Annotated in this window: 27 protein-coding genes and 1 pseudogene; 19 read left to right on the forward strand and 9 right to left on the reverse strand. The window is 69.1% G+C overall.

What is annotated here, in order from left to right; translation table 11 throughout:
- Positions 1 to 346 precede the first annotated feature (346 nt).
- Positions 347 to 1,201, forward strand: a complete 855-nt coding sequence (locus tag OG611_RS31640; protein WP_266427998.1) for an acetylxylan esterase — start codon at positions 347 to 349, stop codon at positions 1,199 to 1,201.
- Between the two features lie 117 nt (positions 1,202 to 1,318).
- A complete protein-coding gene (locus OG611_RS31645) occupies positions 1,319 to 2,719 on the forward strand; it encodes a carboxylesterase/lipase family protein (RefSeq protein WP_266428000.1) in 1,401 nt (466 codons plus the stop codon).
- Positions 2,720 to 2,758: 39 nt separating this feature from the next.
- Here the strand turns inward: OG611_RS31645 and OG611_RS31650 are convergent, their stop codons facing one another.
- From OG611_RS31650 to OG611_RS31660, 3 genes are all read right to left on the reverse strand, one after another.
- Complete coding sequence (locus OG611_RS31650) at positions 2,759 to 3,940, reverse strand: CdaR family transcriptional regulator (protein ID WP_266428003.1); 1,182 nt, start codon at positions 3,938 to 3,940, stop codon at positions 2,759 to 2,761.
- Between the two features lie 1,009 nt (positions 3,941 to 4,949).
- Positions 4,950 to 5,174, reverse strand: a complete 225-nt coding sequence (locus OG611_RS31655) for a methyltransferase domain-containing protein (protein ID WP_266431340.1) — start codon at positions 5,172 to 5,174, stop codon at positions 4,950 to 4,952.
- Positions 5,175 to 5,180: 6 nt separating this feature from the next.
- Positions 5,181 to 5,516 carry a hypothetical protein gene (locus OG611_RS31660; RefSeq protein WP_266428006.1) on the reverse strand — a complete coding sequence of 112 codons (336 nt, stop codon included), beginning with the start codon at positions 5,514 to 5,516 and terminating at the stop codon, positions 5,181 to 5,183.
- A gap of 11 nt (positions 5,517 to 5,527) precedes the next feature.
- On the opposite strand from OG611_RS31660, the gene OG611_RS31665 reads away from it, so the two are divergent.
- Positions 5,528 to 5,716, forward strand: a complete 189-nt coding sequence (locus OG611_RS31665) for a hypothetical protein (protein ID WP_266428009.1) — start codon at positions 5,528 to 5,530, stop codon at positions 5,714 to 5,716.
- Positions 5,717 to 5,786: 70 nt separating this feature from the next.
- Here OG611_RS31665 and OG611_RS31670 read toward each other — a convergent pair whose 3' ends face one another.
- Positions 5,787 to 6,053, reverse strand: a complete 267-nt coding sequence (locus OG611_RS31670; RefSeq protein WP_266428012.1) for a hypothetical protein — start codon at positions 6,051 to 6,053, stop codon at positions 5,787 to 5,789.
- A 208-nt stretch (positions 6,054 to 6,261) separates the two neighbouring features.
- Between OG611_RS31670 and OG611_RS31675 the strand changes: the two genes are divergently transcribed.
- The 4 genes from OG611_RS31675 (at position 6,262) to OG611_RS31690 (ending at position 8,831) form a co-directional block, all read left to right on the forward strand.
- Positions 6,262 to 6,624, forward strand: a complete 363-nt coding sequence (locus OG611_RS31675) for a hypothetical protein (RefSeq protein WP_266428015.1) — start codon at positions 6,262 to 6,264, stop codon at positions 6,622 to 6,624.
- A 21-nt stretch (positions 6,625 to 6,645) separates the two neighbouring features.
- Positions 6,646 to 7,065 (forward strand): ankyrin repeat domain-containing protein, encoded by a 420-nt coding sequence (locus OG611_RS31680; protein ID WP_266428018.1) that lies wholly within the window; start codon positions 6,646 to 6,648, stop codon positions 7,063 to 7,065.
- Positions 7,066 to 7,603: 538 nt separating this feature from the next.
- The gene (locus OG611_RS31685) at positions 7,604 to 7,966 is read left to right on the forward strand and encodes a metalloregulator ArsR/SmtB family transcription factor (RefSeq protein ID WP_266428021.1); all 363 of its coding nucleotides are present in this window, start codon (positions 7,604 to 7,606) and stop codon (positions 7,964 to 7,966) included.
- A 280-nt stretch (positions 7,967 to 8,246) separates the two neighbouring features.
- Positions 8,247 to 8,831 (forward strand): TerD family protein, encoded by a 585-nt coding sequence (locus OG611_RS31690; RefSeq protein WP_266428024.1) that lies wholly within the window; start codon positions 8,247 to 8,249, stop codon positions 8,829 to 8,831.
- A 215-nt stretch (positions 8,832 to 9,046) separates the two neighbouring features.
- Here the strand turns inward: OG611_RS31690 and OG611_RS31695 are convergent, their stop codons facing one another.
- Positions 9,047 to 10,573, reverse strand: a complete 1,527-nt coding sequence (locus OG611_RS31695; protein WP_266428027.1) for an LCP family protein — start codon at positions 10,571 to 10,573, stop codon at positions 9,047 to 9,049.
- Positions 10,574 to 10,716: 143 nt separating this feature from the next.
- Here OG611_RS31695 and tatA point away from each other — a divergent pair, with 143 nt between their 5' ends.
- Complete coding sequence (tatA, locus tag OG611_RS31700) at positions 10,717 to 10,998, forward strand: Sec-independent protein translocase subunit TatA (protein ID WP_266431342.1); 282 nt, start codon at positions 10,717 to 10,719, stop codon at positions 10,996 to 10,998.
- 19 nt (positions 10,999 to 11,017) lie between these two features.
- Here the strand turns inward: tatA and OG611_RS31705 are convergent, their stop codons facing one another.
- Positions 11,018 to 11,248: a hypothetical protein gene (locus tag OG611_RS31705; RefSeq protein WP_266428030.1), complete on the reverse strand. Its 231-nt coding sequence runs from the start codon at positions 11,246 to 11,248 to the stop codon at positions 11,018 to 11,020.
- 101 nt (positions 11,249 to 11,349) lie between these two features.
- On the opposite strand from OG611_RS31705, the gene OG611_RS31710 reads away from it, so the two are divergent.
- The 3 genes from OG611_RS31710 to OG611_RS31720 all read left to right on the forward strand — a co-directional run bounded on the left by OG611_RS31710 (position 11,350) and on the right by OG611_RS31720 (position 12,365).
- Complete coding sequence (locus tag OG611_RS31710; protein ID WP_323180284.1) at positions 11,350 to 11,754, forward strand: hypothetical protein; 405 nt, start codon at positions 11,350 to 11,352, stop codon at positions 11,752 to 11,754.
- A 104-nt stretch (positions 11,755 to 11,858) separates the two neighbouring features.
- Positions 11,859 to 12,104, forward strand: a complete 246-nt coding sequence (locus OG611_RS31715) for a hypothetical protein (protein ID WP_266428036.1) — start codon at positions 11,859 to 11,861, stop codon at positions 12,102 to 12,104.
- Entirely contained in the window at positions 12,105 to 12,365 is a 261-nt protein-coding gene (locus OG611_RS31720; protein WP_266428039.1) for a hypothetical protein, read from the forward strand.
- A gap of 115 nt (positions 12,366 to 12,480) precedes the next feature.
- Here OG611_RS31720 and OG611_RS31725 read toward each other — a convergent pair whose 3' ends face one another.
- The 3 genes and pseudogenes from OG611_RS31725 to OG611_RS31735 form a co-directional block, all read right to left on the reverse strand.
- Positions 12,481 to 13,974, reverse strand: a complete 1,494-nt coding sequence (locus tag OG611_RS31725) for an NAD(P)H-dependent oxidoreductase (protein WP_266428042.1) — start codon at positions 13,972 to 13,974, stop codon at positions 12,481 to 12,483.
- Positions 13,971 to 14,516 carry a hypothetical protein gene (locus OG611_RS31730; RefSeq protein ID WP_266428045.1) on the reverse strand — a complete coding sequence of 182 codons (546 nt, stop codon included), beginning with the start codon at positions 14,514 to 14,516 and terminating at the stop codon, positions 13,971 to 13,973. Before OG611_RS31730 ends, OG611_RS31725 begins: the two co-directional genes overlap by 4 nt.
- Before the next feature lie 110 nt (positions 14,517 to 14,626).
- Positions 14,627 to 15,073, reverse strand: a pseudogene (locus tag OG611_RS31735) (MMPL family transporter); the annotation flags it as partial.
- Between OG611_RS31735 and OG611_RS31740 the strand changes: the two are divergent.
- The 8 genes from OG611_RS31740 (at position 15,054) to OG611_RS31775 (ending at position 24,333) form a co-directional block, all read left to right on the forward strand.
- The gene (locus OG611_RS31740; protein ID WP_323180285.1) at positions 15,054 to 16,334 is read left to right on the forward strand and encodes a tryptophan 7-halogenase; all 1,281 of its coding nucleotides are present in this window, start codon (positions 15,054 to 15,056) and stop codon (positions 16,332 to 16,334) included. The pseudogene OG611_RS31735 and the gene OG611_RS31740 overlap by 20 nt on opposite strands.
- Positions 16,335 to 16,450: 116 nt before the next feature.
- The gene (locus OG611_RS31745; RefSeq protein WP_266428050.1) at positions 16,451 to 17,314 is read left to right on the forward strand and encodes a Gfo/Idh/MocA family protein; all 864 of its coding nucleotides are present in this window, start codon (positions 16,451 to 16,453) and stop codon (positions 17,312 to 17,314) included.
- A 430-nt stretch (positions 17,315 to 17,744) separates the two neighbouring features.
- Positions 17,745 to 18,677: a helix-turn-helix transcriptional regulator gene (locus OG611_RS31750; RefSeq protein WP_266428053.1), complete on the forward strand. Its 933-nt coding sequence runs from the start codon at positions 17,745 to 17,747 to the stop codon at positions 18,675 to 18,677.
- A 319-nt stretch (positions 18,678 to 18,996) separates the two neighbouring features.
- On the forward strand, positions 18,997 to 20,061 hold the full coding sequence (locus tag OG611_RS31755; protein ID WP_266428056.1) for a phytanoyl-CoA dioxygenase family protein: 1,065 nt from the start codon (positions 18,997 to 18,999) through the stop codon (positions 20,059 to 20,061).
- Positions 20,043 to 21,383, forward strand: coding sequence for a DUF6271 family protein (locus OG611_RS31760; RefSeq protein ID WP_266428059.1), 1,341 nt, complete (start codon positions 20,043 to 20,045; stop codon positions 21,381 to 21,383). Before OG611_RS31755 ends, OG611_RS31760 begins: the two co-directional genes overlap by 19 nt.
- Positions 21,384 to 21,417: 34 nt before the next feature.
- Positions 21,418 to 22,569, forward strand: coding sequence for a type III PLP-dependent enzyme (locus OG611_RS31765; protein WP_266428061.1), 1,152 nt, complete (start codon positions 21,418 to 21,420; stop codon positions 22,567 to 22,569).
- An 18-nt stretch (positions 22,570 to 22,587) separates the two neighbouring features.
- Entirely contained in the window at positions 22,588 to 23,139 is a 552-nt protein-coding gene (locus tag OG611_RS31770; RefSeq protein WP_266431344.1) for a GNAT family N-acetyltransferase, read from the forward strand.
- A 6-nt stretch (positions 23,140 to 23,145) separates the two neighbouring features.
- Positions 23,146 to 24,333, forward strand: coding sequence for an MFS transporter (locus OG611_RS31775; protein WP_266428063.1), 1,188 nt, complete (start codon positions 23,146 to 23,148; stop codon positions 24,331 to 24,333).
- Positions 24,334 to 24,395 lie beyond the last annotated feature (62 nt).

The raw sequence follows: 24,395 nt of genomic DNA on the forward strand, positions 1-24,395 counted from the left end.
TATGACGTGCGGTGTGGGCGTTACGGGCGATGTGTCGACGCTCGTTCTGATGGAGCGTCACATGAGTTCCCGTGCAAGACCATGAGGGGAGGGCGATGTGCAGGGCTCTTCCGTTCCCGGTGTTCTCCCCTCGGGACCGGGCGGCGGGCTCTCTGCCGTAGCGGCGGAACCGAGCATGGCACCCTCACCGCACTCAGGCGTCTCGGCATGTTGCACAAACTCCGGCGTCGCTGCTTGCCGCGATTGCGCAGAGACGGTTCTCGAACCGTGCTTCAGGATGTGCGATCAGACAAGGTGTGAGCCGGATGAAACATCCAGTTCACCGTGACGACATCGGGAGTCCGCTGTGCTCTGGAGAAAACTGCTCGTCCCCCTGACCGCGCTCATGCTCCTGCTGACGGCTTCTGCCGGCGCGGGAGCGGCAGCGGCGTCCACCGGTTCCCCCACCGGTTCCGGTGCCGAGGCGGCCGCGGCCGACTACGGCGCTCCCGGCCCCTACGCCACCGCGGTGGAGGTCGGGGCGGTGACCACCCTGTACTACCCGCGTGACATCGCGACCAGCGACCGCCGCCACCCCGTGATCGTGTGGGGAAACGGCACCTTCGCCTTCCCGGTCGTCTACCGCGAACTGTTGCTCCACTGGGCCAGTCAGGGCTTCATCGTCGCCGCCGCCAACACCCCGCAGTCCAACCTCGGCATCTCCATGCGCGCCGGGATCGACCTGCTCACCCGTCGCAACGCCGACCAGGCCAGCCCCTTCCACGACCGTGTCGACCTTGAGCACATCGGCGCGTCCGGTCACTCGCAGGGCGGCGCCGCCGCCATCGTCGTCGGCGCGGACCCGCGCATCGACACCATCCTCCCCATCCAGCCCGGGCCGCTCGCCAATATCGACAACGTGCACGTACCCGCGCTCCTCCTGGCCGGGCAGAAGGACAGCATCGTCTTCCCCTTCCTGGTCAAGGCCTTCTACAACGACGCCGACCACATCCCGGCCATCTACGGGGAACTGCGCGGCGCCGATCACCTCACGGTGGTGGGCGACCCCGGCCCGTTCGCCGCGCCCACCACCGCCTGGTTCAAGGCACACCTGATGGGGGACCAGACGGCGAGGGCACAGTTCTTCGGGGCCGACTGCGGGATCTGCACCGACAGCGGCACCTGGTCCGACGTCCGCCGCAACGGCCTCGCAAGCCAGTGACCCGCTCCCGGAGATCCCTTCTGCCGTGACCGGCGGCCGTCCCGATCCACGCCGCCCGCCCCTGACGCTCCCGCGACCAGGGGCGGCCGGCCCCCGTTCGCACATGGAAGGACCGCCATGGACCTCATCGCGACCACCGGGCAGGGCAAGGTCCGAGGCCGTTTCCACAACGGGATCGCCACCTTCCTCGGCATCCCCTACGCCGCCCCGCCCTTCGGCGCCCACCGCTTCCGCGCTCCCGCCCCGGTCGAGTCCTGGGAAGGGGTACGAGACGCACTGGAGTACGGGCCGACCGCCCCCAAACGCCCCTACCGCCCGCCGCTCGACCGGCTGATACCCGATCCGAGCATCGCCGGGGACGACTGTCTCAACCTCAACGTCTGGACCCCATCCGTCGGTGAGGGCCGGCTGCCCGTCATGGTCTGGATCCACGGGGGTTCCCTGCGCAACGGCTCGGCGAGCCTGCCGCTCTACGACGGGGGCGCCTTCGCGCGCGACGGGGTGGTCCTCGTCTCCGTCAACTACCGGCTCGGCGTCGAGGGTTTCGGGGTCTTCCCCGACGCCCCCGTCAACCGGGGCCTCCTCGACCAGATCGCGGCCCTGATCTGGGTCCGCGACAACATCTCCGCCTTCGGCGGAGATCCGGCGAACGTCACCGTGTTCGGGGAGTCCGCCGGCGCAATCAGCGTCGCGGCCCTCATGACCAGCCCCGGCGCGGCCGGGCTGTTCCACCGGGCGATCCTGCAGAGCGGCCCGCCGCACACGGTGTCGCGCCGCGAGGGCGCGAAGCCTGTACGGTCGATGGCGAAGAGACTGCGGATCCCGGCCACCGCCGAGGCGTTCGCGGCGGTGGACCGAGACCTGCTGCTGGACGCGCAGGCCGCCGTCGTCGACCGGTCCGACCCCATCGGCGGCGGTCCCGGCTTCCACATCGTGGTCGACGACGACGTGGTGCCCGCCGCCCCGCCCCCTCCCGAGGCCGACCTGCTGCTGGGCTGCAACCGGGAGGAGTACCGGCTGTGGTTCGTACCCGGCGGAACCGTGGACCGGATCAGCCGGCTCACCCTGCGGCTGGCACTGCTGAAGATCCGTGTCCCGCAACGCGTGGCACGCCTGTACCGAGCCACCCGGCCGCACGCCAAACCCGGCGAGATCCTGGGAGAAATGGCCACCGACCTGCTGCTGCGGGGGCCGCTCAACCGCCTCGCCGACTCCCGGCCCGCCCGCACCTTCGTCTACGAATTCTGCTGGCGCTCGCCCGTGATGGGACTCGGCGCGTGCCATGCGCTGGAACTCGGCTTCGTCTTCGACAACCTGCGCGCCGCCGAGGACCTGACCGGGCCCGGCGCGCCCCAGCCACTGGCCGACGCCATGCACCGGGCCTGGGTCGCCTTCGCCACCACCGGACAGCCGGGCTGGTCCGGCTGGAACGCGGACCGGCCCGTCATGGTCTTCGACCACCCCGGCGCCGGCCCGGTCCTCGCACCCCGGCACGAGGAACTCGGCGCCTGGCTCTGACAGATGACAGGCCGAACGCTCGCCGACGCCGGCCGTGGTTCATCCGCTTTCCGCTGCTCCTGCGGATCCCTGCCATCCGGTGACCCCGCGGTGATCCGCGGGCCCGGCCAGGTCCCTGGCGACGAGCGCCGCCTGGATCAGCCGCGCCTGCGCGGGAACCGCGACGTCGAGGGCCGTCAGCGTGGTCACTCGCTGCAACCGGTAGTCCAGGGTGTTGCGGTGGACGCACAGCTCCAACGCCGTCCGGCGGCGGTTGAGCCCCCGCTCCACGAACACGCGCAGCGTTTCGAGCAGGTACGGATGCTCCTCCAAGGGGTCGAGTTTGGCCGCCAGCCGCACCAGGCCGTCCCCGGGGCGCGCGAGCTGGTGCTCCAGCAGCACGTCATCGAGGCGGTAGCACCCGGGCGGGCGTCCCAGGCGCCGGACGAGATCCAGCACGCGGCCGGCCTCCTGCGCCGCCGAGGAGATGGCCGCCGGTACGGAGGAGCGGGCGGCGGCGGCGCGCACGGGCTGCCCCACGTCCTTCTCCAGCCGGGCCACCAGGCCCGGCACGTCGGACCTGCCCGGCAACAAGGCGATCCGAGCGACGTGGTCCATCAGCACAGGAATCCCGGTGAAGGCATCGAGCGAGGACTGCACCAATCTGCTCGGCGGGTCGGACTCGAACGGGAAGGCAACCACCTCGTACTCACCCACCACGGCCACCCGCGCCACACCCGCCAGCTCCTCGTACGGCCGTCCTTCCAGCAGGGCGCCGAGCAGGGCCCGCCGTACACGCTTGTCCTCGCTGTGGAGGTCTTCCCGGGCGTTCTGGTGGGCAAGGACTACCGCGGGCAGCGCGGCGTGCAGGCAGGCGAGCAGCTTGCCGCCCGCCCCGGCCAGCTCACCGGGCTCCGCGACCTCGGTCAGCGTCTGCCACCACACCTCGGCACCGATCAGGTACGCGGCGATCACCGCCTCCAGGGGGACGCGCTCCTCGGCCCGGCGCGCCGACCACTCGATGAGCCGGGTCAGATCGCCCGGCCCCAACGGACCCCCGCCGCCGTTGCGCAGTGCCCTGAGCAACAGCGCGTGCACCGCCGCGATGGACCGCGCCACCTCGCCCTGGAGGGTGGCGCGGGGCAGTGCCCCGTAGAACGGCGCCTCCGCCGCGCAGCGCGCGACCACGACGGCTGTGAGGCCACCGACCCGGGCGGCCATCCGGGCGTGCAGGTCCGACATCGGCGCATCGTCACACCGCCCCGGCCGTGCCGTCAATCGGAGCCCCGGGCCCGGCGGCGCGGGCAATGCGTCGGGCGTGTACCCGAACCGCTCCCGATCACCGACTCGTTGACGAAAGAGGCGACGTCACGTGGCACACCCGTAGCACTCCGTGGGGCACTACTGTCTGGACAGCGACAAGCTCGACGTACACGCCGTTGCGCTTCCCCGGTCAGTACTTCGACTCGGAAACTACCGTCTACACGCGTCGAGCAGGGCCGCCCCGTCTCGGCCGTGACGCTCGCTTGACGCTCCGGGCATGTGCAGGCCGCTCCTCGGAAGCGGTCACACCTCGTCTGACCTGCAGGTTCTCTGAATTTCGATCCTCGTGACGTCTTTCCGATGACGCATCATGTGGAGTGCGTGGCGATTTTGGAGCCTGCTGCTAAGGGTTCCTGACCTGGGGTTTTTGTTGCCCGAACGGGTCGCTCGACCTATTTCCCTTCGTGTAGCGGATCGAGCGGACAGACTGACCCTGGAGGTGGCTTGACCTGCGATTTCATGGTGGAAGCCACCGCGGCAGCGACGATTTCAGGGCCTCGCTTGAAAGATTCTTGACGCTCGGATGACGCTTGCTTCGAGGCGCTGGACCAACTGCATGGCTCTGGTCACTGGGGCGATCACGAGGCGATTTCGGTATCTCGGCGACCACGGCAGGCGGCCAGGTTCCCGGAGCCCTTGATGTGTTTCGGGTCGGGCAGCCGGTGAACTGTGTCGTGGGCGTAGGCGGGTTCGTGGCCGTCGCAGAAGAACTCAGGGGGCATCTTCAGTCTTGGCGTGAAGCCGTGGCCGACGTTTCCCAGGGCCGCGCCCGGACTGTTGGGATCGTTCGGAATCAGGCCGTCGGGGTTGGGCAGGATGGTGGGGACGTTGTCGGCATCCGGCGCGTCACTCTCTGCCCGGTTTCGGAGCGGACGAGGACTCAGAGGCTCAGCGGAGCGTTTCCGAGGGGTGTTTACGGGGCCACCCGTTACGTGCGTGGAGCTGGGCCGGATCCGGACCGTGGCTGGTTGGCCGCCAGGACGCGTTCGACCTCGGTGGCCGCCAGCAACGGCTCCGTGCAGAAGTCGATGCCCTCGTGCTCGACGACCGCGTCGAACGATCCCGCGGCGAACGGCATCGCCATCATGTCGCCGTGTCGCACGTCCAGGCCGTCCCGGCCTCCCGCGTCGATCATCGCGCGCGACGCCTCGATCCCGGTTTAGGAGCCCGCGAAGGGCGCGACGTTGCGGGCGAGCCTGCCGGTACCCGTGCCCAGCTCCAGGACGCGGCGCGAGCCGAGGAAGCCCTTGGCGAAACCGCGCAGTACGTCGTTGAACCGCTCGGTCACCCGACGCGCCTGGTCGTACCACCGCGCCAGCTCCGGCCCGTAGAGCGCGCCGTCAAAAGGCCGTGTCCCGGTGGGCCCGCCCGGTGCGACGCGTACGCCGGTGAGGAATCGCTGGTTGGCGTCGAACCAGTCGACGCACTCCAGCGCCGCCCGCACCGTCATCCGCTCGCACCGGGAGTGCTCCGCCAGCTCCGGGGGGCAGACCACCGAAGGCGAGGGTGCAGCCGTCGCGCCCGCCCCGCAGCCGTACGTACGCGCACGCGCCGATCAGCGTCGCCATCTCGGCGGCGGTGATCGGTTCGTCCGGCCGGGCTGCGGCCGCGCACCGTTCCGCCACGTCGGCGACCGGGGGCAGGACCCGCTCCGCCAGCGCTCCCAACGTCGCGGCCCGCCACGGCGGAACGTAGTGGAACCGGCTGTCGCACGGCGGAACGGCGGGGCCGTCGCCCGCCTCGCGCACGACATCGATCGCGGCGTTCACCGGCCGCTCCGCCCGCCGGTGAACGCCTCCGGCCCGCCTGCTGGCCCGATGTCATCCGGCCAGGTGACGACGAGGTTGCCGCGCACGTCGCCGTCCGCGAGCCGCTTGAGCGCCGCACGCGCCTCCTGGGCCGGAAGCACATCGTCCACCAGCGGTCCGATGCCGGTGGTGCGCATCAGCGTCAGCATGCGCCCGTACTCCTCGCGCGTTCCGCTGAAGGAGCCGACGACGTTGATCTGGTGGAAGTAGATCCGGTGCATCACGGCAGTCCCACCAGTCAGGCAAAGTCGGCGGCGGCCTTGGTCGCGGGCCCTCGGCCCGAGGCAATGCGAACGGCCCCTCGGTCCACCTCACGCGAAGGTGTGAAACCACCACGCCCCGTAGGAGCCGCCCACCCCGTGACAACGGGCGAAGAACCGTTCCGCGCGTGAACTCCAGCCTTGAACGGCCGCGCAATCTCATCCTCTGCGCATGCCATCGTGTCCGCCGGGCGCCCCCACGCCCACCACCGACCGAAAGCGCGGCACCGTGAAGAAGTCCATCGCCTGCTGGACCGCAGCAGTGGCATGCGTTCTGCTCGCCCTCACCGGAACCGCCGAAGCCTCCGACGCCACCATGGCAAAGCCCAAGGCGTGGTACTCCACCGCCGTCTGTGGTGTCGAGAAGATCGGAAGTGGCGACCACGGAGACAAGCAGCTCAAGGGCAACGGAAAGGGGAAGAGCAAGTCGGAGGCCGAAAAGTCCGCCCAGCGAGATGTACAGGCCCAGATCAGCAAGAAGTACGGAAAGGGGTACCGGGCGCACCACTGCACCTTCCGCAGCTCCAGGCGGTAGGTCCCGCGCCCGTGGAAACACGTGAACAACAGAAAGCGTAAGAAGCTGCCGAAGCGGCTGGCCGCGGCTGCCGGTGACGGACGAGTCGGCCTTCTCCAGCGACTCCTCGCCCAAGGGGCCGATCCCGACACCCGCGACCCTGACGGAGCCACACCGCTCTATCTCGCCGCCGTCCAAGGCGAAAACCGCTGTGCCGAGCTGCTCCTGGCGGCCGGGGCCTCGCCCAACGCCGAATCCCGGGGGTGGCGCAGCGGACTGCCACTCGCCGCAGCCACCGCCAAGGCCAACCTGCCCCTCGTCGAGCTGCTGCTGTGTCATGGAGCCGACCCGCACCTGCGGGAGTCGGGGGGCGGCTCGGCGCTCGCCTGGGCACAGGGCTGGAGCGACGACACCGAGGAGCGGCAAGCCGTCCTGGCGCGGCTGCGCAACCTCACCGTTTGAGCCGTCCCCAGCGGACGGTCGGCAGGGGTGGTGGCCGAGTTGGAACACTGGGCCCGCGCGGACTGCCCCGCATCCGCACCGATACCGCGGGACGAGGACGAGGACGAGGACGAGGACGAGGTAGAGAAGGAAGCGAACGAGGCGACGGCGGACGTCGGACGGCTTCGGGTCGAGCCGTTGGCCGGCCCGCAGGAGTACGGACCCTATACCCGGTATGTGCGCACCGACGGCAGGCGCGTGAGCTTCGCCCGGGGCGGGACGGTGGTGGCTGTGCAGGGCCGCAAGCTCACGCAACCTGCGACCCCACGTCGGTCGGCTGGGTGAGCAAGGGCGCGCCTCCGCCGTGGATGGTCGGCGTCATATTGCTGCAGGCGTGATGCTCGGTGTCCCGTTCTTGGGATGTGCCGTAGAGCCGTGTCCGCCGGGTGAGGGGTCCTGACGGTGCCGCCGCCGCAGCGTTCGCACGGACGCCGGACACCTAAACTGGACCAAGGCGCGAGGACTGGCCAGGACGGGATGGGACGGGAGAGAGCGGGTTGTGACGGCAGACGTTGGTGACCCCGAAGATCCGCCCACCGAGGTGCTGGCCGAGGCGGCAGCCAAGTTCGGGTTGCTGGCGTCGTCGGCGCGGCTGCACATCATGTGGGCGCTGGCGCAGGGCGAGAGCGATGTCACCCACCTCTCGGTGCGGGTGGGCGGGGCTCTGCCCGCGGTCAGTCAGCACCTGACAAAGCTGAGACTGGCCGGACTCGTACGCTCCCGCCGCGATGGCCGGCGCCAGGTCTACTACGTCGACGATCCCGATGTCGTGACCGTGGTCCGGCTCATGGTCGGCCAGCTGGCCGCACGGGCCGAGGGAGCGGCGGGGCCAAGGGGCCGACTGCGCGGGGCCGGTGCCTGATATTTCCGGGACCGCAGGATCGGGCCGGAGATGTCCGGGCCCGCAACCCGTTCTGCACGCCGCCGACGTTGCCGCGATCGACCACACCGTCACCGCGAAGCCGGTTCGCCGGCGGCGACATCGCTACGTACAGGTCCTGGTGCCGAACCTGTGCTTCGACGTCGCTCGGCTCGCCCGTGCTGCCGTTCTCGCGCTCCGCGCAACCGCGCCGAAGGTGGTCCGAAGGCTCCCAGGCACACTCTAGGTGTCGCAGCCCGTCGTCAAAAAGGAAGATCCACACATGATTACGCTCAAGAAGGAAGACGGCCCGGCGGATCTGGACGGAGTGACTCATCTGTCCATCGGAGTGTCCTGGGACCCCACCGCCGGCAGCAGCGGCGGGGTGATGGGGATACTCCGTCGCAAGTCCGGTACCGACCTCGACCTGATCGCCGTCGCGATGCAGGCCGGAGACCCGGTGCGCCTGGCCGGCCTCGACTCCCTCGATCCGATGGGCAACGGCTCACTGGTGCACAGCGGTGACAACCAGACCGGGCACGGGGACGGGGACGACGAGACGGTGACCGTCGAGTTCGCGCGGCTCCCGTCCCACATCACGTCGATCGTGTTCGTCGCCGCCGCCTACAAGAAGGGCAGTTCCTTCCAGAAGGCACGCAACATCAGCTTCAAGGTGTACGACGCGACCGGGGGCACCTCCCAGCAGGTCGCCGACATCTGGCCGAGCATGCTCACCCAGGACAACGGTTGCGCCGTGGCCAAGGCCATTCGCGTGGGCGACAACTGGAAGCTCGAAGTGATCAATACGACGGGCAAGATCAAGCAAGGCAACGAGCACGCCCTGATGCGCTTCGCCGTCAGCAAGTAGTACGTGATGGCCGGCCCCGGGTCGGGTCCACGTCTGCGCGGTGGACCGCCGGGCGCACCGTCGATGCCTCCTGGGGCGGCCGCGCGAAGGTCACGAGCCGTTGGTTCGCCGAGCTCGGCGAGGCCGTGGCCCCGCCCTTTCCCGGACACCACCGATGCCCACATCCGGGGACACCGTCCTTCCAGGGCGGTATGTGCATCCACTTCCGGGCGGTGCTACCCGTACGACAGGTTGGAGCACAGGTCGTCGTCGGCCGAGCGAGCGTCGTCGGTCACGGTCGTGGGAACCCCGGTTGCCTCGGCTGCCGGGCCCCCGGCCGTGTAGGACCTGCCCAGGGTCACACTGATGCCCGTGCCGGACGCCGGGTGCAACTGGGCGCCGGGGAAGAGCCTGGCGACGCTCTGGGCCTGGCTCCTCTGCCCCGGCCCGTACTCGATCACGGTGTCGGCATGGTCCTGGGAGCTCGCGTTCGCCGTACCGGTGACGGTGAAGTCGTGGTCGGCAAGGGTGGCTGCGGCACGTGCGGCGAGTCCTCTGGTGGTGGTGCCGTTGTAGACGGCGACGGCGACGCCGTCCCCGGAGAGGGGCTCGTCGGTGCTCGGCGGGGCGGAGGCCGCCGCCGCGCCCTTCTTGCCACTGGCGTCCTTGCCATCGATGGTCCGGTCGGCCCGCAGCGCGGACCAGAGCTGGTCGGCGGCCGGCTGGACGATCGCCACGCGTGCGCCCTCGTATCGCCAGGGGATGGTGACGAACTTGGTGTTGTGCAGGTCGATGTCCCTCAGGGACATCGCGAAGGAGATCAGTTTGTCGGCCGAGCCGAGACCGGGGTCGACCGTCATCGACTTGGTGGCGGCGTCGGCGAGCGGCAGGAGCTTGGTGGGAGTGAGGCCGTCGCTCTTCACCCTCGTGATCAGGCTGGCCACGAACGCCTGTTGGCGCTTGATGCGTCCTATGTCGGAGCCGTCGCCGATGCCGTGCCGGATGCGTACGTAGTCCAGAGCCTTCTGTCCGGAGACCGTCTGTTCCCCCTTGCCGAAGAGGAGTTTTCCCCGGGTGGTGCGGTTGGGGTCGAGGTCCTTCTGATGGATGTCCTGCGGCAGGCACACCTTCACGCCGCCGACCACGTCCGTCAGCTCGGCGAAGCCCTTGAAGTCGACGACCACCGTGTGGTCCACGCGCAGCCCGGTGAGTTCCTCGACGGTGTTCTGGGTGCAGGCGGGACTGCCCTTGGCCGTCTGCCCCACGGAATAGGCCGCGTTGAACATGGTGTTGGTCCGCGTCCTGGTCCAGGAGCCGTCCGGCAGTTTGCAGGGCGGGATGGTGACCAGCGTGTCGCGCGGAATGGATACGGCGACGGCGTGCCGGCGGTCAGCGTGGACATGCAGCAGGAAGGCGGTGTCGGAACGGCCGATGTCGTCCTTGTCGCCGCCGCCCAGCGCGCTGTTGCCGCCGGTGCGCGCGTCCGATCCGATGACGAGGACGTTCTCGCCCTTCGCGGCCTTGGGACGGTCGCCGGAGATGCCGTCTGCGCCGAAGGTGTCGATGTTGCCGTTCAGCTCGAAGAAGATCCAGCCGAGCCCGGCTGCGCCGAGCACGAGTACGGACAGCACGGTCACGAGGGTGATCCGCAGACGACTGCGTCTGCGGCGCCGCCCTGCGCGGACGTGGTGATGCCCGCCGTCCCGCGGCGCAGGCGCCGTGCGCCGCCGCCGCGCTGAAGCCGCCGAGTGGCTGGTTGTCATGCGTACGCCCTCATCCGTCTGCCTCATACGAAGGGGACGTCCGACCCCGCTTCATAGTTGTACAGTTGCGCAATGTAGCAAGTGTTGCAGGCGGTGTGGTGCACTCGGCACCCGCCTCTGCCGAAGAGAATGGGGTGGGCGAGATGCTCCGCAACGGACTGGAACCCTGGCACCTGCTGATCGTCGCGATCGTGGTCATCGTGCTGTTCGGCTCGAAGAAACTGCCGGAGGCCGCCCGGTCCCTGGGCAAGTCGATGCGCATCCTCAAGAGCGAGGCCAAGGCCATGAAGCAGGACGGCGCCCCGGAGACTTCCGCGGCCCCTGCCGATGACGCCTCGGCGCAGGAAGCGCCGCGCATCATGCGGGCGGCGCCGGGGGATGCCGCGTCGGCCCGTCCTGCCGCGGAGAGTGACGCCGTCCGTTGAGCCGCGCGTAACGCGCCCGTCAGGGGCTGGCCCCGTCGAAGCCGTACCGCAGCGGCTCGCTATTCACCCGGAAGTCGCGGCGGTAGATGTGCAGTGCCTCCGCGCGCACGCCGTTCGGCGGGGCTTCCAGCTCGCAGGGGCAGGTCACCTGGATCGTCGGCGGCCGGTCGGCGACCCGCATCCGTAGCCCGTCCGCGGGCCCTCCGACCAGTACCGCCGCTTCCCACCCCGCCGGGCTGCCTGTGTTCATGGCGATAGTTTAAGCATTGCGCAACTGTTGAAGTGAAGTGAATTGGGTCACGCCACCTCGGCGGTGACAACACCCTCGCCACCGGGCCGCGCAGCACCGTGGTGGCGTTCGACCCCGTCCGCGGCCAGGAACTCTGGCGGATCGACCCGCAGCAGACGGCGGGCACAGCGGCTCTGGCGGTCCGGGGACAACACCTCTACGGCCTGTCACGCAAGGGCGACCTCTTCGCCATCGACCTTCACCGGCGCAGCCTCGTACACCGGGCGGACATCAGGGAGGTCTGCAACGGGTTCGCCGCCCTGGTGACCAACCGCGGTGTGGTGTACGGAGTCTCCGACACGACCGTGTTCCGCTTCGATCCCCGCACCTTCGCCGTCAGCACCGTCGTTCCCGCCGTCAACGGCAGTTGGTACAGCGGCTCCCGCCTCACCAACGACGAGGCCGGTCATCTCTGCACCATGCGCGGCCGTAACCTGATCCGGATCACCGACAGGCCGGGCCGCTGACCGTACGACCGACGGGGAACGGCTACAGGAAGGGACGCGGAAATGCACAGGAAGACAATGGTGCGGGCCACGACCGCCCTCGCACTGACGGGGACTCTCTGCGTGTGTGCCTGAACACCGCTGAGGCAGGTCAGGAAAGGCCGAACCGGTCCACGGCGCAGCAGTCCCGCAGCAGCGCGCATTCCACCCTGCTCGGCATCGACTACCAGGACGGCAGCCTCGACTCGGGAATTCCCGGACTGACGACGACACACGCCACCGCGCAGGACGCCTCGATCGCCTTCCGGTCACCCGTGCTCGAACTGCGGGCGGATGTGGTCGACGACTTCCGCCCGTACGTCAATCAGTAGATGGCATTCCGCGTGGACGTCCGCTGGACGGACGACAAGACCGGCTATGACAAGATCTCCGCCCGTATGCCCGGCGAATCGGACTTCGCCCTGCGCAAGACGTACGAGAACGTGCAGACCTTCCACCCCAGGAATCCCACGAACTTCGGCTACATCAAGTGGGGCCTCTACCGGCCCGGCCAGAGCATCGAGAACGGAGATGTTCCGACGCGGGTCGTGCAGCACGACAACATCAGCATTGAGGATCTCGCGGGCGAGTGAGCCCGAAGGGGCGGGAGCCGGGCCCGCCCCTCAGGGACCTCCCGATGCGTACGGCCCCGGATGCCGCCGAGATCCGGTGGAGCGAGTCGGCCCGTGGTTCCCTCGACGTGCCCCGTCAGCGGCGGGCGGACTCGCGGGCGCTTTCCACCGACTCCTTCAGGGAACCGGCGGCGATGTCCCGGAACTGGGCCAGCCGCGGCACATGGCCGGACTTCGTCATCTCGGAGTGCAGGAACTCCAGGTTCTCCCCGAGCGCCACCATGCCGAACGCGGCGCGCAGATAGGGCTCCTGGAAGTCCGAGCCGTGCCTGGGCGTCCCCGGCCCGTACGCGCCGCCGCGGGCCGTGGCCACGATGGTCCGCTTGCCGGAGAGCGGGCCCTTCCCGGTGGTGAGGTCCACGATCAGCGGCGGAATGGCGATCCGGTCGAACCAGGCCTTGAACGCGGACGGTACGGAGAGGTTGTACATGGGCAGGCCGATCACCAGGGTGTCGGCGGCCAGTACCTCCTCGATCAGCTCCCGGCTGAGGGACCAGCTCGCCTTCTCCTCGGCACTCTGCGCGGCGTTGCGCGCCTCCGGGAGATCGCGAATGCCTGCGGTCTCCAGGCGGGTCACGACCTCGATCTGCGCCGCGTCGACATGAGGAATCGGGCGGGCCGTCAGGTCGCGGTGGATATAGGTGCCGTGCGGATGCGCCGCCCGCCAGGCCACGGCGAATTCGGCGGATGCCTGGCGGGAGACGGACTCGGGGCGGGCGCTGGCGTCGAGGTGGAGCAGTGTGGGCATGCTGAACCCCTCTGTGGAGGATTGGTGGGATGGCTTCCTGTTCAATCGGTCAACACCTGTCCATATGTCCAGGTCGTCCACGACGATCGCCCGCGCCTCCGGCCGCTGCACCTTCACGGCGACCTGCTCACCGCTGTGCAGCTTGGCACGGTGCACCTGCGCGATCGAGTCGGCCGCGATCGGCTTGGTTTCGAACTCGGCGAACACCTCGGCGGTCGGTGCGCCCAGTTCTTCCTGGAGCACCTGCTCGATGGCTTCCCACGGCTCGGCCGTCGCCTGGTCCTGCAGGGTGCTGAGTTCGTCGATGAACTCCTGCGGCAGCAGGTCGTAGCGTGTGGACATCACCTGGCCCAGCTTCACGAACGTCACCCCGGCCTCCTCCAGCGCGAGCCTGAGGGACGGGGCGAGCACGGCGGGTGCGCGGCGGGACGTGCCGCTGAGGAACCGGCCCAGTCCGTGACGTACGAAGATCCGGCTCAGCCGTGCGTACCGGCGGGTCCGGGCGAAACGGCGGCGCCGCGCCTTCGGGAATCCCACCAGGCCGCGCACGGTGCCGGAAGGGATCAGCACTTCGGTGGCGGCGAGGAAGACCATGGCCACCAGCAGGGAGACACCGATCTCCAGGGTGAGCAGGGCCAGGGGCTGCACATCGCGCAGGGGTAACCCGACGAGGGTGCCGGCGCCGATACCGACGACCGCGGTGAGCGCGGCGCGGCCCTTGCCGATCTCGACGCCGAGCAGCCGCCGGGCGCCCGAGGCGAGTCCGGCGAGCAGTGCGGTGAGGGAGAGCGCGGCCAGGAGGACGAGTACCGCTGTGTTCATCGCCGACGCCTTCGCCGCAGGTAGTAGGAGACCGTGACGACACCGAGCAGCGGGCCCCACAGCAGCAGGGGCGCATAGCACCAGCCCATCACGCTGCGGTGGACGTCGTCGAGGCTGCCGCTGTCGACCTTGTCCCACGCCAGGTACTGACTGAAGGTCACCACGGTCAGGATCAGTGCGCCGAGAGCCGCGGGGATGACGGCCGCCCAGGTCCGGACCGGCCTGCCCCCGATGAAAGGCAGCCAACGCGGGGCGATCAGGCCCCAGTTGCTGACCAGGCCGAGGGTGAGCAGCGCCGCCAGTTCCTGAAGGACCGTGATGAGGGGCAGTACGAAATAGCCGCTGCCGGGCAGGCCGTAGTCGGTGCCCAGGACTGCGTCGCTGTAGCCGACCGGCACACCGACGGTCATGGCCAGGCGCCACAGTGAGGAGGGCAGGGCGATCAGGGGGACGGCGTGGGCCGTCCAGCGCATCCACCGGGACGGAGGGGGCGTGGACAGCGCCGTCGAGCGGCGGGAGTCGCGACTGACTTCAGTGGTCATGGTCTTCAGGCTGCCAATCTTCTTGTATGCGGCACAACCAAGCAAAGCCCGACACCCCCGTGCCGCCGTGGTGAACGGCGCGGGGGTGCCGGGAAGGTGTTTTCCTACCGTCAAGTCACCGATCCTGCCACGGCGTTCACGGTCTCGTGGGGCTCCTCGGGGGACGGGTCGCGGTGGAACTCGCCGTCGCCGGCGGGTGTGTTCCGGTTGCCCGGCCACCAGGCCCGCCGGCCGAGCAGCGTCGTCACGGCGGGCACCAGCAGCAGCGCCATCACGAAGGCGGTCAGCAGGATGCCGAACGCCACGGCGAAGCCCATCTGCTGCAACATGCTGTTCTGGGCGAGCAGCAGCACTCCGAAGGTGCCCGCGAGGATGAAGGCCGCCGCCCCGACGGTCGATGCGGTGCGGGTGATCGCCCCCCGCACGGCCTCCGCCGGGCTTCTGCCGCGCCTGGTCTCCTCGCGGAGCCGGGCCGCCATCAGGATGTTGTAGTCGGTGCCGATCGCGACGACGAAGAGATACACGATCACGGGCAGGGTGAAGAGCAGGCCCTGCTCGCGGGGCAGCGGAGAGACCATCGAGGCCTTCGATTACGCGTGTTTCCGTGAGCCGCCACTGATGGACGCCGGGAAATCGCCGCGCTGGATGGACGGACGCGCGGCTGTTCCGTACGCCTGGCACATCGACACCCGTATGTTCACCGCATACCTGCGGAATCTGGCGATGCGGCGATTCGGTGTACGCGCGGTCCGCGACGAGCTGCTGTACGCCGAGCGCGACGAGCGCGGGATGCTGACCGTGCTGCACACCGTGAAGTCGGGCACGGTCACCGGCGATCTCTTCCTGGACTGCACCGGGGGCGAGCGACTGCTGCTGGCCGGGACGCTGGGGGAGCCCTTCGTCGACGCGCACGAGAGCCTGGTGTGCGACAGCGCGGTCACCGTCACCCTCCCGCGGGAGGACGCGGCCCACGGCATCGAACCGTTCACCACCGTCACCGCGCTGCCCAACGGCTGGGCCTGGAAGATGCCGCTGCTGGGCAGGTTCGGCGCCGGCCACGCCTACGCACGCGACCGGACGGAGCCGGACGAGGCGTCGAGCGCGCTGCGCGAGCTGTGCGGCCCGCTCCCCGAGGGCGCCACGGTGCGGCACATCGACCACCGCATCGGGCGAAGCCGTCGCGCCTGGGTGAAGAACTGCGTCGCCGTGGGCGGAGCGGCGTTCGTCCTGGAACCCCTGGCCGACGACGGCCTGGGCGAGGTCCTGCACCAGATGGACCGCCTGGTACGGGACTTCCCGTCCCACGGGGACCGGGAGGCCCCGGCGGCGCGCTACAACCGTGCGGTCCGGGCCCGCCACGACGAGGCCCGTGACCTCACCCGGCTCCGGTACGCCCTCGCGCCCCGGCGGGACACCCCGTTCTGGACGGCCGTGAGCGACCTCCCGTTGCCGGACGCCCTGCGGGAGTGCCTGGCGGCCTACCGCGCGGGCCTGTCCCCGGACCCGGCCGCCCATGAAGTCGCGTACTACTGCCTGCTGGCCTCACTCACCACGGACCGCTCGGCACCCCGGTCCGCCCTGACCCATCGACCGGCCGCCCGCCGGGCGGGGGAGGCGCGGTTCCTGCAGATCAAGCGCCAGCAGCAGATCCTGCTGGAGACGCTGCCCACGGCGCAGGAGTATCTGTACCGGCTCCACACCCGCCCGACGCCCGCCATGGCCGTCCGACGGCCCGGCACAGGACGTCCGGTCGGGTACACCGAGCACGGCCGGGACGCCTCGCGCCCGCCCGTGCCGCGGCCCCGCGCGATCAGGTAGACCGGGACGCTGCTCCGCCCCTGTGGGAAACTCGGTCCTGCGCTGGGCAGGGGCGCCTCCTCGCGCCCGGGAGGGTGTGTTCCACCAGCCTGTGACCTCGAAGGGAAGCTCTCCGGATGCGCATCGGGATCGTCGGCACCGACAACAGCCATGTCGACCAGATCGTCCGCCACCTCAACGTCGACGAGGCCGGTGGCGACGCACGCGTCGTGGCGCTCAGCGGTGGGCGCGGTCGGCGCAATGACACACTGGCGGTCACCGGAGGCATCGCGGAGATCGTCGACGAGCCCACCGGGATGCTGGGGCTGGTCGACGCCGTCGTCGTCGCGGACCGGGACGGCGCGCGCCACCGGGACCAGGCGACCCCCTTCCTGACCGAAGGCCTTCCGGTGTTCGTCGACAAGCCCCTCGCCCGCACCGTCGAGGACGCTCGGGCCCTGATCGACACCGCACGCGCCCATGGCGCACCGCTCACCTCGTCCTCGGCGCTCCGCTGGATTCCCGACACCGACGCGCTGGTGGCCCGGTCGGCGCCGGGAGGCAAACCGCACCTGGTCGTCGTGTCCGGTCCCGCCGATCCGGCCGGCGACCACGGCGGGATCTTCTTCTACGGCATCCACGCCGTGGACATCGCCCTGCGGCTCGCCCCCGGTGAGATCTCCGGCGTCCGGACGGACGTCACCCGCACCACGGTCACCGCCTCGTTCACCGCGGGCGACACCCGCGTCGTCGTGAACCTCGTCAAGCCCGGCAGCACGGAACAGATCCCCTTTCATGGAATGACGTTCACCCGGGAGAGCATGGTCCAGCAGACCCTCGTTCCGGGCCCGGACTACTGCGTGCCCGGCCTCGAAGCGTTCCTGGAGATGGCTCGCACGGGCAGGCCGCCGATCGGCTACGGGGATCTGCTGCGCCCCATCGAGGTTCTCGAGTCCGTCGCCACCGCCCTGCGCGAGGCGCCGGCCGACGTCCGGCCGTAACCCGAGCGCATGCACGCCCGGGTTACGGCAGGGCGAAGAGAATCGAGCCGACAGGCATACCCCGCAAGGCAATTGGCCTGGTAGGCGTACTGTTCGGGCGTCCGGCCGCGCCGACTCGGCAAGCCATTCCTTGACATGCACAAGCTAAAGTAGATCACCATCCGCAATCGAGCCGTCGCCGTGAGTGGTGTTGATGTGACCTGGGGCACAAGATCCTTGACAGTCGCCGGACGGGTGCCGAAAGCTCGTTCATCATTGGTCTGGACCACAATGAATGGGCGGGGTTCATGTTCAAGCCGTCGCGTGCCTCTGCTGTGGGTGTGCTGCTCTCCAGGACTGAACGCCGGTTCAGATCAAGGGCGTTGGCGTCCCGGCGGGGCGCCTTCCGGGAGTCCGTACCGGTGTGCGCCGATGCCGTCCGGGAGAGCTGATGGACCAACAGCTCTCCGATGTACGCCTGGCATTGTGCGAGTTGTGGCAGGCGTTCGGTGCCGCCGCACTGCTGGTCCGCTACGGCCCCGAGGTCCCCTGGCCGCATTCCTCCTGGGCCCGTGAGGCGCACGGGGCGCTGACGCCGCGACTGAGGTCGGTGGTCGCCCTGGCCCGGCCGCGCGGGCGCATTCCCTCGTTCCTGACGGGAGGCGTCACCTCGCGGAAGGCGGGTGTCGCCGATGAGCTCGACGACATGGCACGCGTATCGGCCGGACTCGTCCGTGACGAGCTCGCCCGTGAGTACCCGCAGGCGCTCGCGGACCCGTTGATCGCCGCCATGGTCCGCGACCCCGAAGCGCAACTCGGCTATCTGGCGGTCGAATTGTCGAACTTCTGGCGGACCGCGATCGAGCCGCGAGGGATCGGGCTGGCGCGTTCCCTGGAGGAGGAGATCCTCTTCCGCTCGCGCACCCTGGCGATGGGCGGGGGTGTGGCAATGCTCCGCGACCTCGGGATCCCGTTCGAGCGCACGGACGGTGTGGATCGCGTGACCGCCGTGCCGATGCTGTTCGCGGACGCCACCCACTGGTGGTCGGTCGCCGACGGGCGGACCGTGGTCTCCTTCGCAGCGCGGGGAGCGGGACTCCTGTACGCCGATCCGGAGCGGGCCGGCGCCGAACAGCCCTCGCGCGAGGACCGGTTGGCGATCCTGCTGGGCCGGGGGCGCGCCTCCGTCGTCCGTGAACTGGCCGTACCGATCACCACGTCCGCGCTCGCCGACCAGCTGGGGCTGGCCGCGAGCACGGTCTCCCAGCACCTGTCGGCCCTGGTCTCGGCGGGCGTGGTCCAACGCCACCGGGCCGGCACCCGCGTCCTGTACGAGCTGAATCGTTCGGGCGTGACGCTGACGCAGTGTCTGATGAACAAGTGATCTTCCGGGCTGGTCCGTGGTCGGGCTCCTCACCAGCGGTTTCGCCGGAAACAGCCCGACGTCACAGTGCGTGGCCGAGGCGATTCGGCGTACACCGAAAGGCTTGTCCGCCGCCCTGCGGTCGACAAGAGTCGAGGTGGGGAACGGCTCGGCCGAAGGCCGGCACGACGCCGGACGCGTGAGGCCGACGGCGACCCGGCCCCGACGACCGGGCCACTTCCATCGCTCTGTCCCGACACACACCGCGCCGACGCCGCCGACGACGACGAGCGGAGGCCGTTCCCGGCGCCCACCGACATTTCGAGCCTGGAGTGATTGCATGCCGACGCCCGAACCGTATCTGCATCGAGCCCCTTCGGACCTCCCGTATTTCAGCTCGGACGGTGAGGCATACCTGGCACGGACACCACTGAGGGACATCCGCAAATCGCGAGAGCTCCGGGTGCTGTCCGAGGAGGACTTCGACTTCTGGCAGACCTATGGCTACGTCATCGTCAGGGAGGCGATTCCCGCCGCCGCGGCGAAACGCCTGCTGGATTTCACCTGGGAGTTCCAGGGACTCGATCCGGCGCGGCCCGAAAGCTGGTACGAGGACCGGCCGTTCCGGACCGATCTGGACCGGGAGCTGCATGTCTACGGCTTCGTCGAGGCATACCATCACCAGCTCATCTGGGACAGCCGACAGGCGCAGCGCGTCTACGACGCGTTCGTCGATGTGTGGGACTGCGAAGAGCTGTGGGTGACGCTGGACCGGCTCAATCTCAATCCGCCCAACGTCAAGAACCGTGATCGCGCACACATCGAGCCCACGGACGAGGGCTTCGACATCGAGCTCCACTGGGATGTCGACACCACGCTCGGTGTTCTGCCCCAACGGGTCCAGGGGATCATCGCGCTCAACGACACCCGGCCCGAGTTGGGCGGCTTCCAGCGCTCGCCCGAACTGTTCCGCCGGTTCGAGCAGTGGAAGACCACTCAGCCGGAGGACCGGGACCCGATCAGGCCGGACGCCGACCGGGGGGAGTTTCCCGTGGTCCGGCCCGAACTCGGGGCCGGGGACCTGCTGATCTGGAACGGTCTGCTCGCGCACGGGGTGGCACGCAACACCTCGGACAACGGTGTGCGCGCGGTCCAGTACCTCTCCATGATGCCCGCACTGGAGTCGCACGAAGAGCTGCGGCGCTCCCGGGTCGAATCGTGGCGACGGCTCGGCACGCCGGACTGGAACAGGACCCTGGTCGGTGACGCCACGAGGCATGAATCCCTCAGGTACGGCACCGCCGCGCTGAACGGCCTCGGCGAGAAGCTGCTGGGGCTGACGTCCTGGAACGAGCGGGAATCCGAACGGTCGACGGGAGAGCCGGCATGCGCAGCATCTGCCTGACCCTTCCCACGAACAGGGCCTGCGCCGCCACGATTGCGGCCGTGGGCGAGGAAGCGGACTACGCGGCCGGACACTTCGGCGTCGAGGTGCATGTGCTGATCCTGGACTCCTCCGGGAAGCAGACGTTCGCCGAGCACGCCCAGGTCGTCGACGAGGCCCGCCGGGCGCCGAATGTGATCGTGCATCACCTCGGCGAAGCGGAACAGAGGCACTTCCTGCGGCGGGTGATCCGGCGTTCCGGTGTCCTCGAGCCGGGCCTGATGCTCGACCTCATGCTCCCGGCCGCTGTGTCCTACGGCGCCTGCACCAATCGCGCGTTTCTGATCGCCGGTGCGCTCGGGTGCCACTCGGTGCACCGCAGGGATTCGGACAGCACGTACCAGGTTCTGAACGGTGAGACGGTCTTTCCCATTCACCACGAGCTCACCTCGCTCGGGAAGACCGCGGCCGACGCGGCGAGCGGTGTGTCCGAGACCGTGCTCGACCCGGAGCACGCGTCCAAACCGGTGGTGATGGTGGGCAGTTCATTCGTGGGTGAACTGTCGGTGGACATCGGCGAGATCTCCCGGCTGGACCGCGACATCTACCACGACGTCGTCGGTCTCTGGGCTCCTCGCCACTGGTCGGACGAGCAGAAGAGGGAACTGGTCGACGAATCCTTCAGGGGAGCGGGCACCGACCCGTTCACCGGCGATCACTCGACCCTGACCCATGTCGATCCCATGCGTGTGGACATGTGCAACATCAGCTTCCTGCACGAGGTGTACGAGCGGGTGCCACTGCCGCCCGCGACCGACACCATCGGCAGCGACTACTTCCTGATGCACCTGGTGCACGACGGCACCCTGCCCGGCGTACTGCACAACCGCCACATCGTGAACCACTACACGGCCGAACGCCGGACCGACGCCGGATTCATGGCCTATCAGCTGCGGCTGACGAAGTTCTTCCTGTCGATGCTCTACTTCAACTTCATCTACGACCGTCTGGCGGCGGCCGGCGCCTCGTTGATCGACGGCGATTTCCACCTCCGCCCCGAAGCGGTGGCCGAGTTGGCGAGGGAGAGCGCCGGGTCGGACCGCGAGGAGAACGTACACCGGCTGGACGTCCTCAACCGCTCCTACCGGAAGCTGGGCGGCAGATACGCCGAGTTCGCCGACATCCTGGCATCGCGTGGTCGGCGACTGCTCGAAGAGGCCCAGGCGGACATCGAGGACTTCGCGCTGCTGACCGAGGCCTGGCGCCCCCTGATGGAGGCGAGCAGATCCACCAGTGTGCGTGGGCCGAGTACATCCACCAGCGTTCATCAGCCGATTCGCTAGGCGGGCGTGGATCAACATGCACCTGAATGCTCATATGCGCGCTGCGCTGGAAGCCGCCGACGAGGACCGGATCGTCTTCGATCTCGCGGGCATCGAGGCGCAGTACGACGCGCTGTTACGGGAGTTGCCGGACATCTCCGTCCGCTTCGCCATGAAGGCCTGTCCCGTGGACGAGATCCTCGGCCGTCTGGCGGGGAAGGGATCGGGTTTCGACGCGGCAAGCCCCAATGAGATCGCGCAAGCCCTCAGGACCGGCGTGCCGGTCGACCGGATTCATTACGGCAACACCATCAAGTCCGACGAGAACATCGCCGACGCCCACCGCCTCGGCGTGCGGGACTTCGCGACCGACAGCCTGGAGGACGTGGCGGCGACAGCGGCCCACGCCGCCGGGTCCCGGGTGTTCTGCAGACTGGCCACCAGTGGGGACGGGGCACTGTGGGGTCTCAGCCGGAAATTCGGCTGCTCCGCAACCGACGCGGTACTCGTGATGGAGGCCGCGCGGTCGGCCGGCCTGACACCGTCCGGTCTGTCCGTCCATGTCGGCTCGCAGCAGATGACGTCCGAGGCCTGGCAGGACGCCTTCGAGCTCCTTGCCGGCGTCCTCACGGACCTGAACCGGAGGGGTATCTTCCCGGACCACATCAATCTCGGTGGCGGCCTGCCCGCTCTCGGCTATCTCGACAGCCGGGGAATACCTCTGGATCCTCCGCTGGACAAGATCTTCGCCGTGATCCGGGAAGGCATGCAGCACCTCGGTGCGGTCTCGGAATCCCCCCTCGACTTCGTCATGGAGCCGGGACGTCATCTGGTCGCCGACCACGGCGCGATCAGGGCGCATGTGTCACGGCTGTCCTCCCGACGGCAGATCGACGGTGCACGCGAGCACTGGCTGTATCTGAGCTGCGGAAAGTTCAACGGACTGTACGAGATGGACCAGTTGCAGTACCGGCTGCTGTTCCCCTCTCATCCCGACGCGGAAAGCGTCCGGGCCGTTGTCGCGGGTCCCACGTGCGACAGCGACGACGCATACGACCACGAGCACGATCGCGTCGCCGTACCCGGATCCGCCGCATCAGGAGACCCGGTCTGGATTCTCTCCAGCGGCGCCTATGCCACCGGCTACATGACGCAGGGGTTCAACGGTTTCGATCCGCTTCCGTACACCTGCGTACACGGCGAATAGACGGGTCACGACGTGCGTATACGACACATCTCCGACAGCGACTGGGACGCCATCGTGGCGCTGGAAGCCGACGCGTACACCGACGACGGTCTTTCGGAGGGGCGGGCGGCACTGCAGTCCCGGGCCCATGCCTCGCCGGCCACCTGCTTCGTCGTGGAGCACGGGAACCGGACAGCGGGTTACCTGCTGGCCCTGCCCTACCCGATGTTCGAGTATCCGGATCTGAACCGTGCGGAGGACATCGTCTTCCATTCGCGCAATCTGCATCTGCACGATCTCGTCATCGCCGAGGAACTGCGTGGCAGAGGTCTGGCGAAGGGCCTGCTGCGTCATTTCACCGGAACGGCGGGATCGAAGGGGTACGAAGCGATCTCCCTGGTCGCCGTCTCCGGCAGCGACACCTTCTGGGCGGTGAACGGATACCGGGCCCATCGGGACGTCACGCCCCCGAAGAGTTACGGCGCGGACGCGGTGTACATGTCCAGGGCGGTGCCGGGCGTCCGCGGCAGCAGAACGAATCCCGCCCATGCGTCCTCGCATCGGGCACCGCTGGAAGACGAAGTGGGCTGATTACCTATGTTTGGCGTTCCTGATCAATTCCGTCGGGCGCAGCTCGCTATCGCGGCGTTGTTCTGCTTTCTCGGGTTCCAGTATGCGACCTGGGCGTCACGGCTCCCCGCCATCAAGACACGGCTGGACCTGACGGAAGCGGAACTGGGCCTGTTGCTGATGGCCTGTGGTGCGGGCGCGGCCGCATCGTTCCCCCTCGTGGCGGTACTGATGAAGCGCATGGGCTCGCGACGCCTCGCGGTCGTGTCGGCGGTATCTCTGAGCCTGCTCCTGCCGGCCCTGTCGGCGGCGCCCGACTACCCGGTCGCCCTTGTCGTCATCTGCTGCGACGGCATCGCCGTCGGCAGCCTGAATGTCGCGATGAATGCTCAGGGGGCGGCTCTCGAAGTCACCTACCAGCGAACCGCCATGGCCAAACTGCACGCCACGTTCAGTGCCGGTTCGTTGTTCGCCGCGCTTCTCGCGTCCGGTGTGAACCTGGTGACCGCGGACATCGCCGCGCACTTCGGCGTGGCCGCCGTCCTCCTGCTCCTGCTGGTCGGCCTCACCCGGTCGGGCCTGCTGACGGAGGAACAGCAGCCTCGGGCCGAGGCCCCTGCGGAGGACCCGGTCCCGGCACCGGAGAAGAGCCGTCGCAAGCTGAGCATGCCGTCCCGCGTGACGGTATGGATGGGCTGCGCGATGGTGTTCGGCACGGTGACCGAAGGCGCCATGAACGACTGGTCCGCGCTCTACATGAAGGACGTCGTCGACGCGGCGTCGGAGATGGCGCCCATGGGCATCGCGGTGGTTTCGGTCATGATGGTGCTGGCCCGTGTCTTCGCCGACGGCTGGCGCAGCCGCTGGGGCGACGGACGCATCGTCCGCGTCGGCAGCGTGGTGGCCGGTGCGGGGCTGGCGCTCGCCCTGCTGGCGGGCGGTGTCATGCCGACGCTCATCGGGTTCGCCTGCGTCGGACTGGGCGTCGCGGCCGTGACGCCGTGCATCTACGTGGCGGCGGCAGCACAGGGTACGGACGCGCTGGCCCTGGTCGCCGCCATGGGAACGACGGGCCTGCTGGCCGGACCCGCGGTGATCGGCTTCATCGCCGGCGCCAGCAGTCTCGTCTGGGGAATGGCCGCCGTCGCCGCCTCGGCGATCCTCGTGTCCCTGTGCGCCACGCAGATCCGCTGGCCGAGGCTCGCCGAGTCCTGAGGGAACCGCAAGGATGCCGAAGAGGTCGCTGACGACGGCGCTGTGGCCGATACAACACTGTG

The sequence above is a fragment of the Streptomyces sp. NBC_01363 genome (genome assembly GCF_026340595.1).
GTDB lineage: Bacteria > Actinomycetota > Actinomycetes > Streptomycetales > Streptomycetaceae > Streptomyces.

Bases quoted from the DNA above. Each gene is read 5' to 3' on its own strand.
- OG611_RS31755 (WP_266428056.1), top strand. From the start codon at position 18,997: ATGCCGACGCCCGAACCGTATCTGCATCGAGCCCCTTCGGACCTCCCG.
- OG611_RS31690 (WP_266428024.1), top strand. From the start codon at position 8,247: ATGATTACGCTCAAGAAGGAAGACGGCCCGGCGGATCTGGACGGAGTG.
- OG611_RS31745 (WP_266428050.1), top strand. From the start codon at position 16,451: ATGCGCATCGGGATCGTCGGCACCGACAACAGCCATGTCGACCAGATC.
- OG611_RS31730 (WP_266428045.1), bottom strand. From the start codon at position 14,516: ATGACCACTGAAGTCAGTCGCGACTCCCGCCGCTCGACGGCGCTGTCC.
- OG611_RS31645 (WP_266428000.1), top strand. From the start codon at position 1,319: ATGGACCTCATCGCGACCACCGGGCAGGGCAAGGTCCGAGGCCGTTTC.
- OG611_RS31760 (WP_266428059.1), top strand. From the start codon at position 20,043: ATGCGCAGCATCTGCCTGACCCTTCCCACGAACAGGGCCTGCGCCGCC.
- OG611_RS31750 (WP_266428053.1), top strand. From the start codon at position 17,745: ATGGACCAACAGCTCTCCGATGTACGCCTGGCATTGTGCGAGTTGTGG.
- OG611_RS31705 (WP_266428030.1), bottom strand. From the start codon at position 11,248: ATGAACACAGGCAGCCCGGCGGGGTGGGAAGCGGCGGTACTGGTCGGA.
- OG611_RS31695 (WP_266428027.1), bottom strand. From the start codon at position 10,573: ATGACAACCAGCCACTCGGCGGCTTCAGCGCGGCGGCGGCGCACGGCG.
- OG611_RS31675 (WP_266428015.1), top strand. From the start codon at position 6,262: ATGCCATCGTGTCCGCCGGGCGCCCCCACGCCCACCACCGACCGAAAG.
- OG611_RS31765 (WP_266428061.1), top strand. From the start codon at position 21,418: ATGCGCGCTGCGCTGGAAGCCGCCGACGAGGACCGGATCGTCTTCGAT.
- tatA (WP_266431342.1), top strand. From the start codon at position 10,717: ATGCTCCGCAACGGACTGGAACCCTGGCACCTGCTGATCGTCGCGATC.
- OG611_RS31775 (WP_266428063.1), top strand. From the start codon at position 23,146: ATGTTTGGCGTTCCTGATCAATTCCGTCGGGCGCAGCTCGCTATCGCG.
- OG611_RS31725 (WP_266428042.1), bottom strand. From the start codon at position 13,974: ATGAACACAGCGGTACTCGTCCTCCTGGCCGCGCTCTCCCTCACCGCA.
- OG611_RS31720 (WP_266428039.1), top strand. From the start codon at position 12,105: ATGGCATTCCGCGTGGACGTCCGCTGGACGGACGACAAGACCGGCTAT.
- OG611_RS31650 (WP_266428003.1), bottom strand. From the start codon at position 3,940: ATGTCGGACCTGCACGCCCGGATGGCCGCCCGGGTCGGTGGCCTCACA.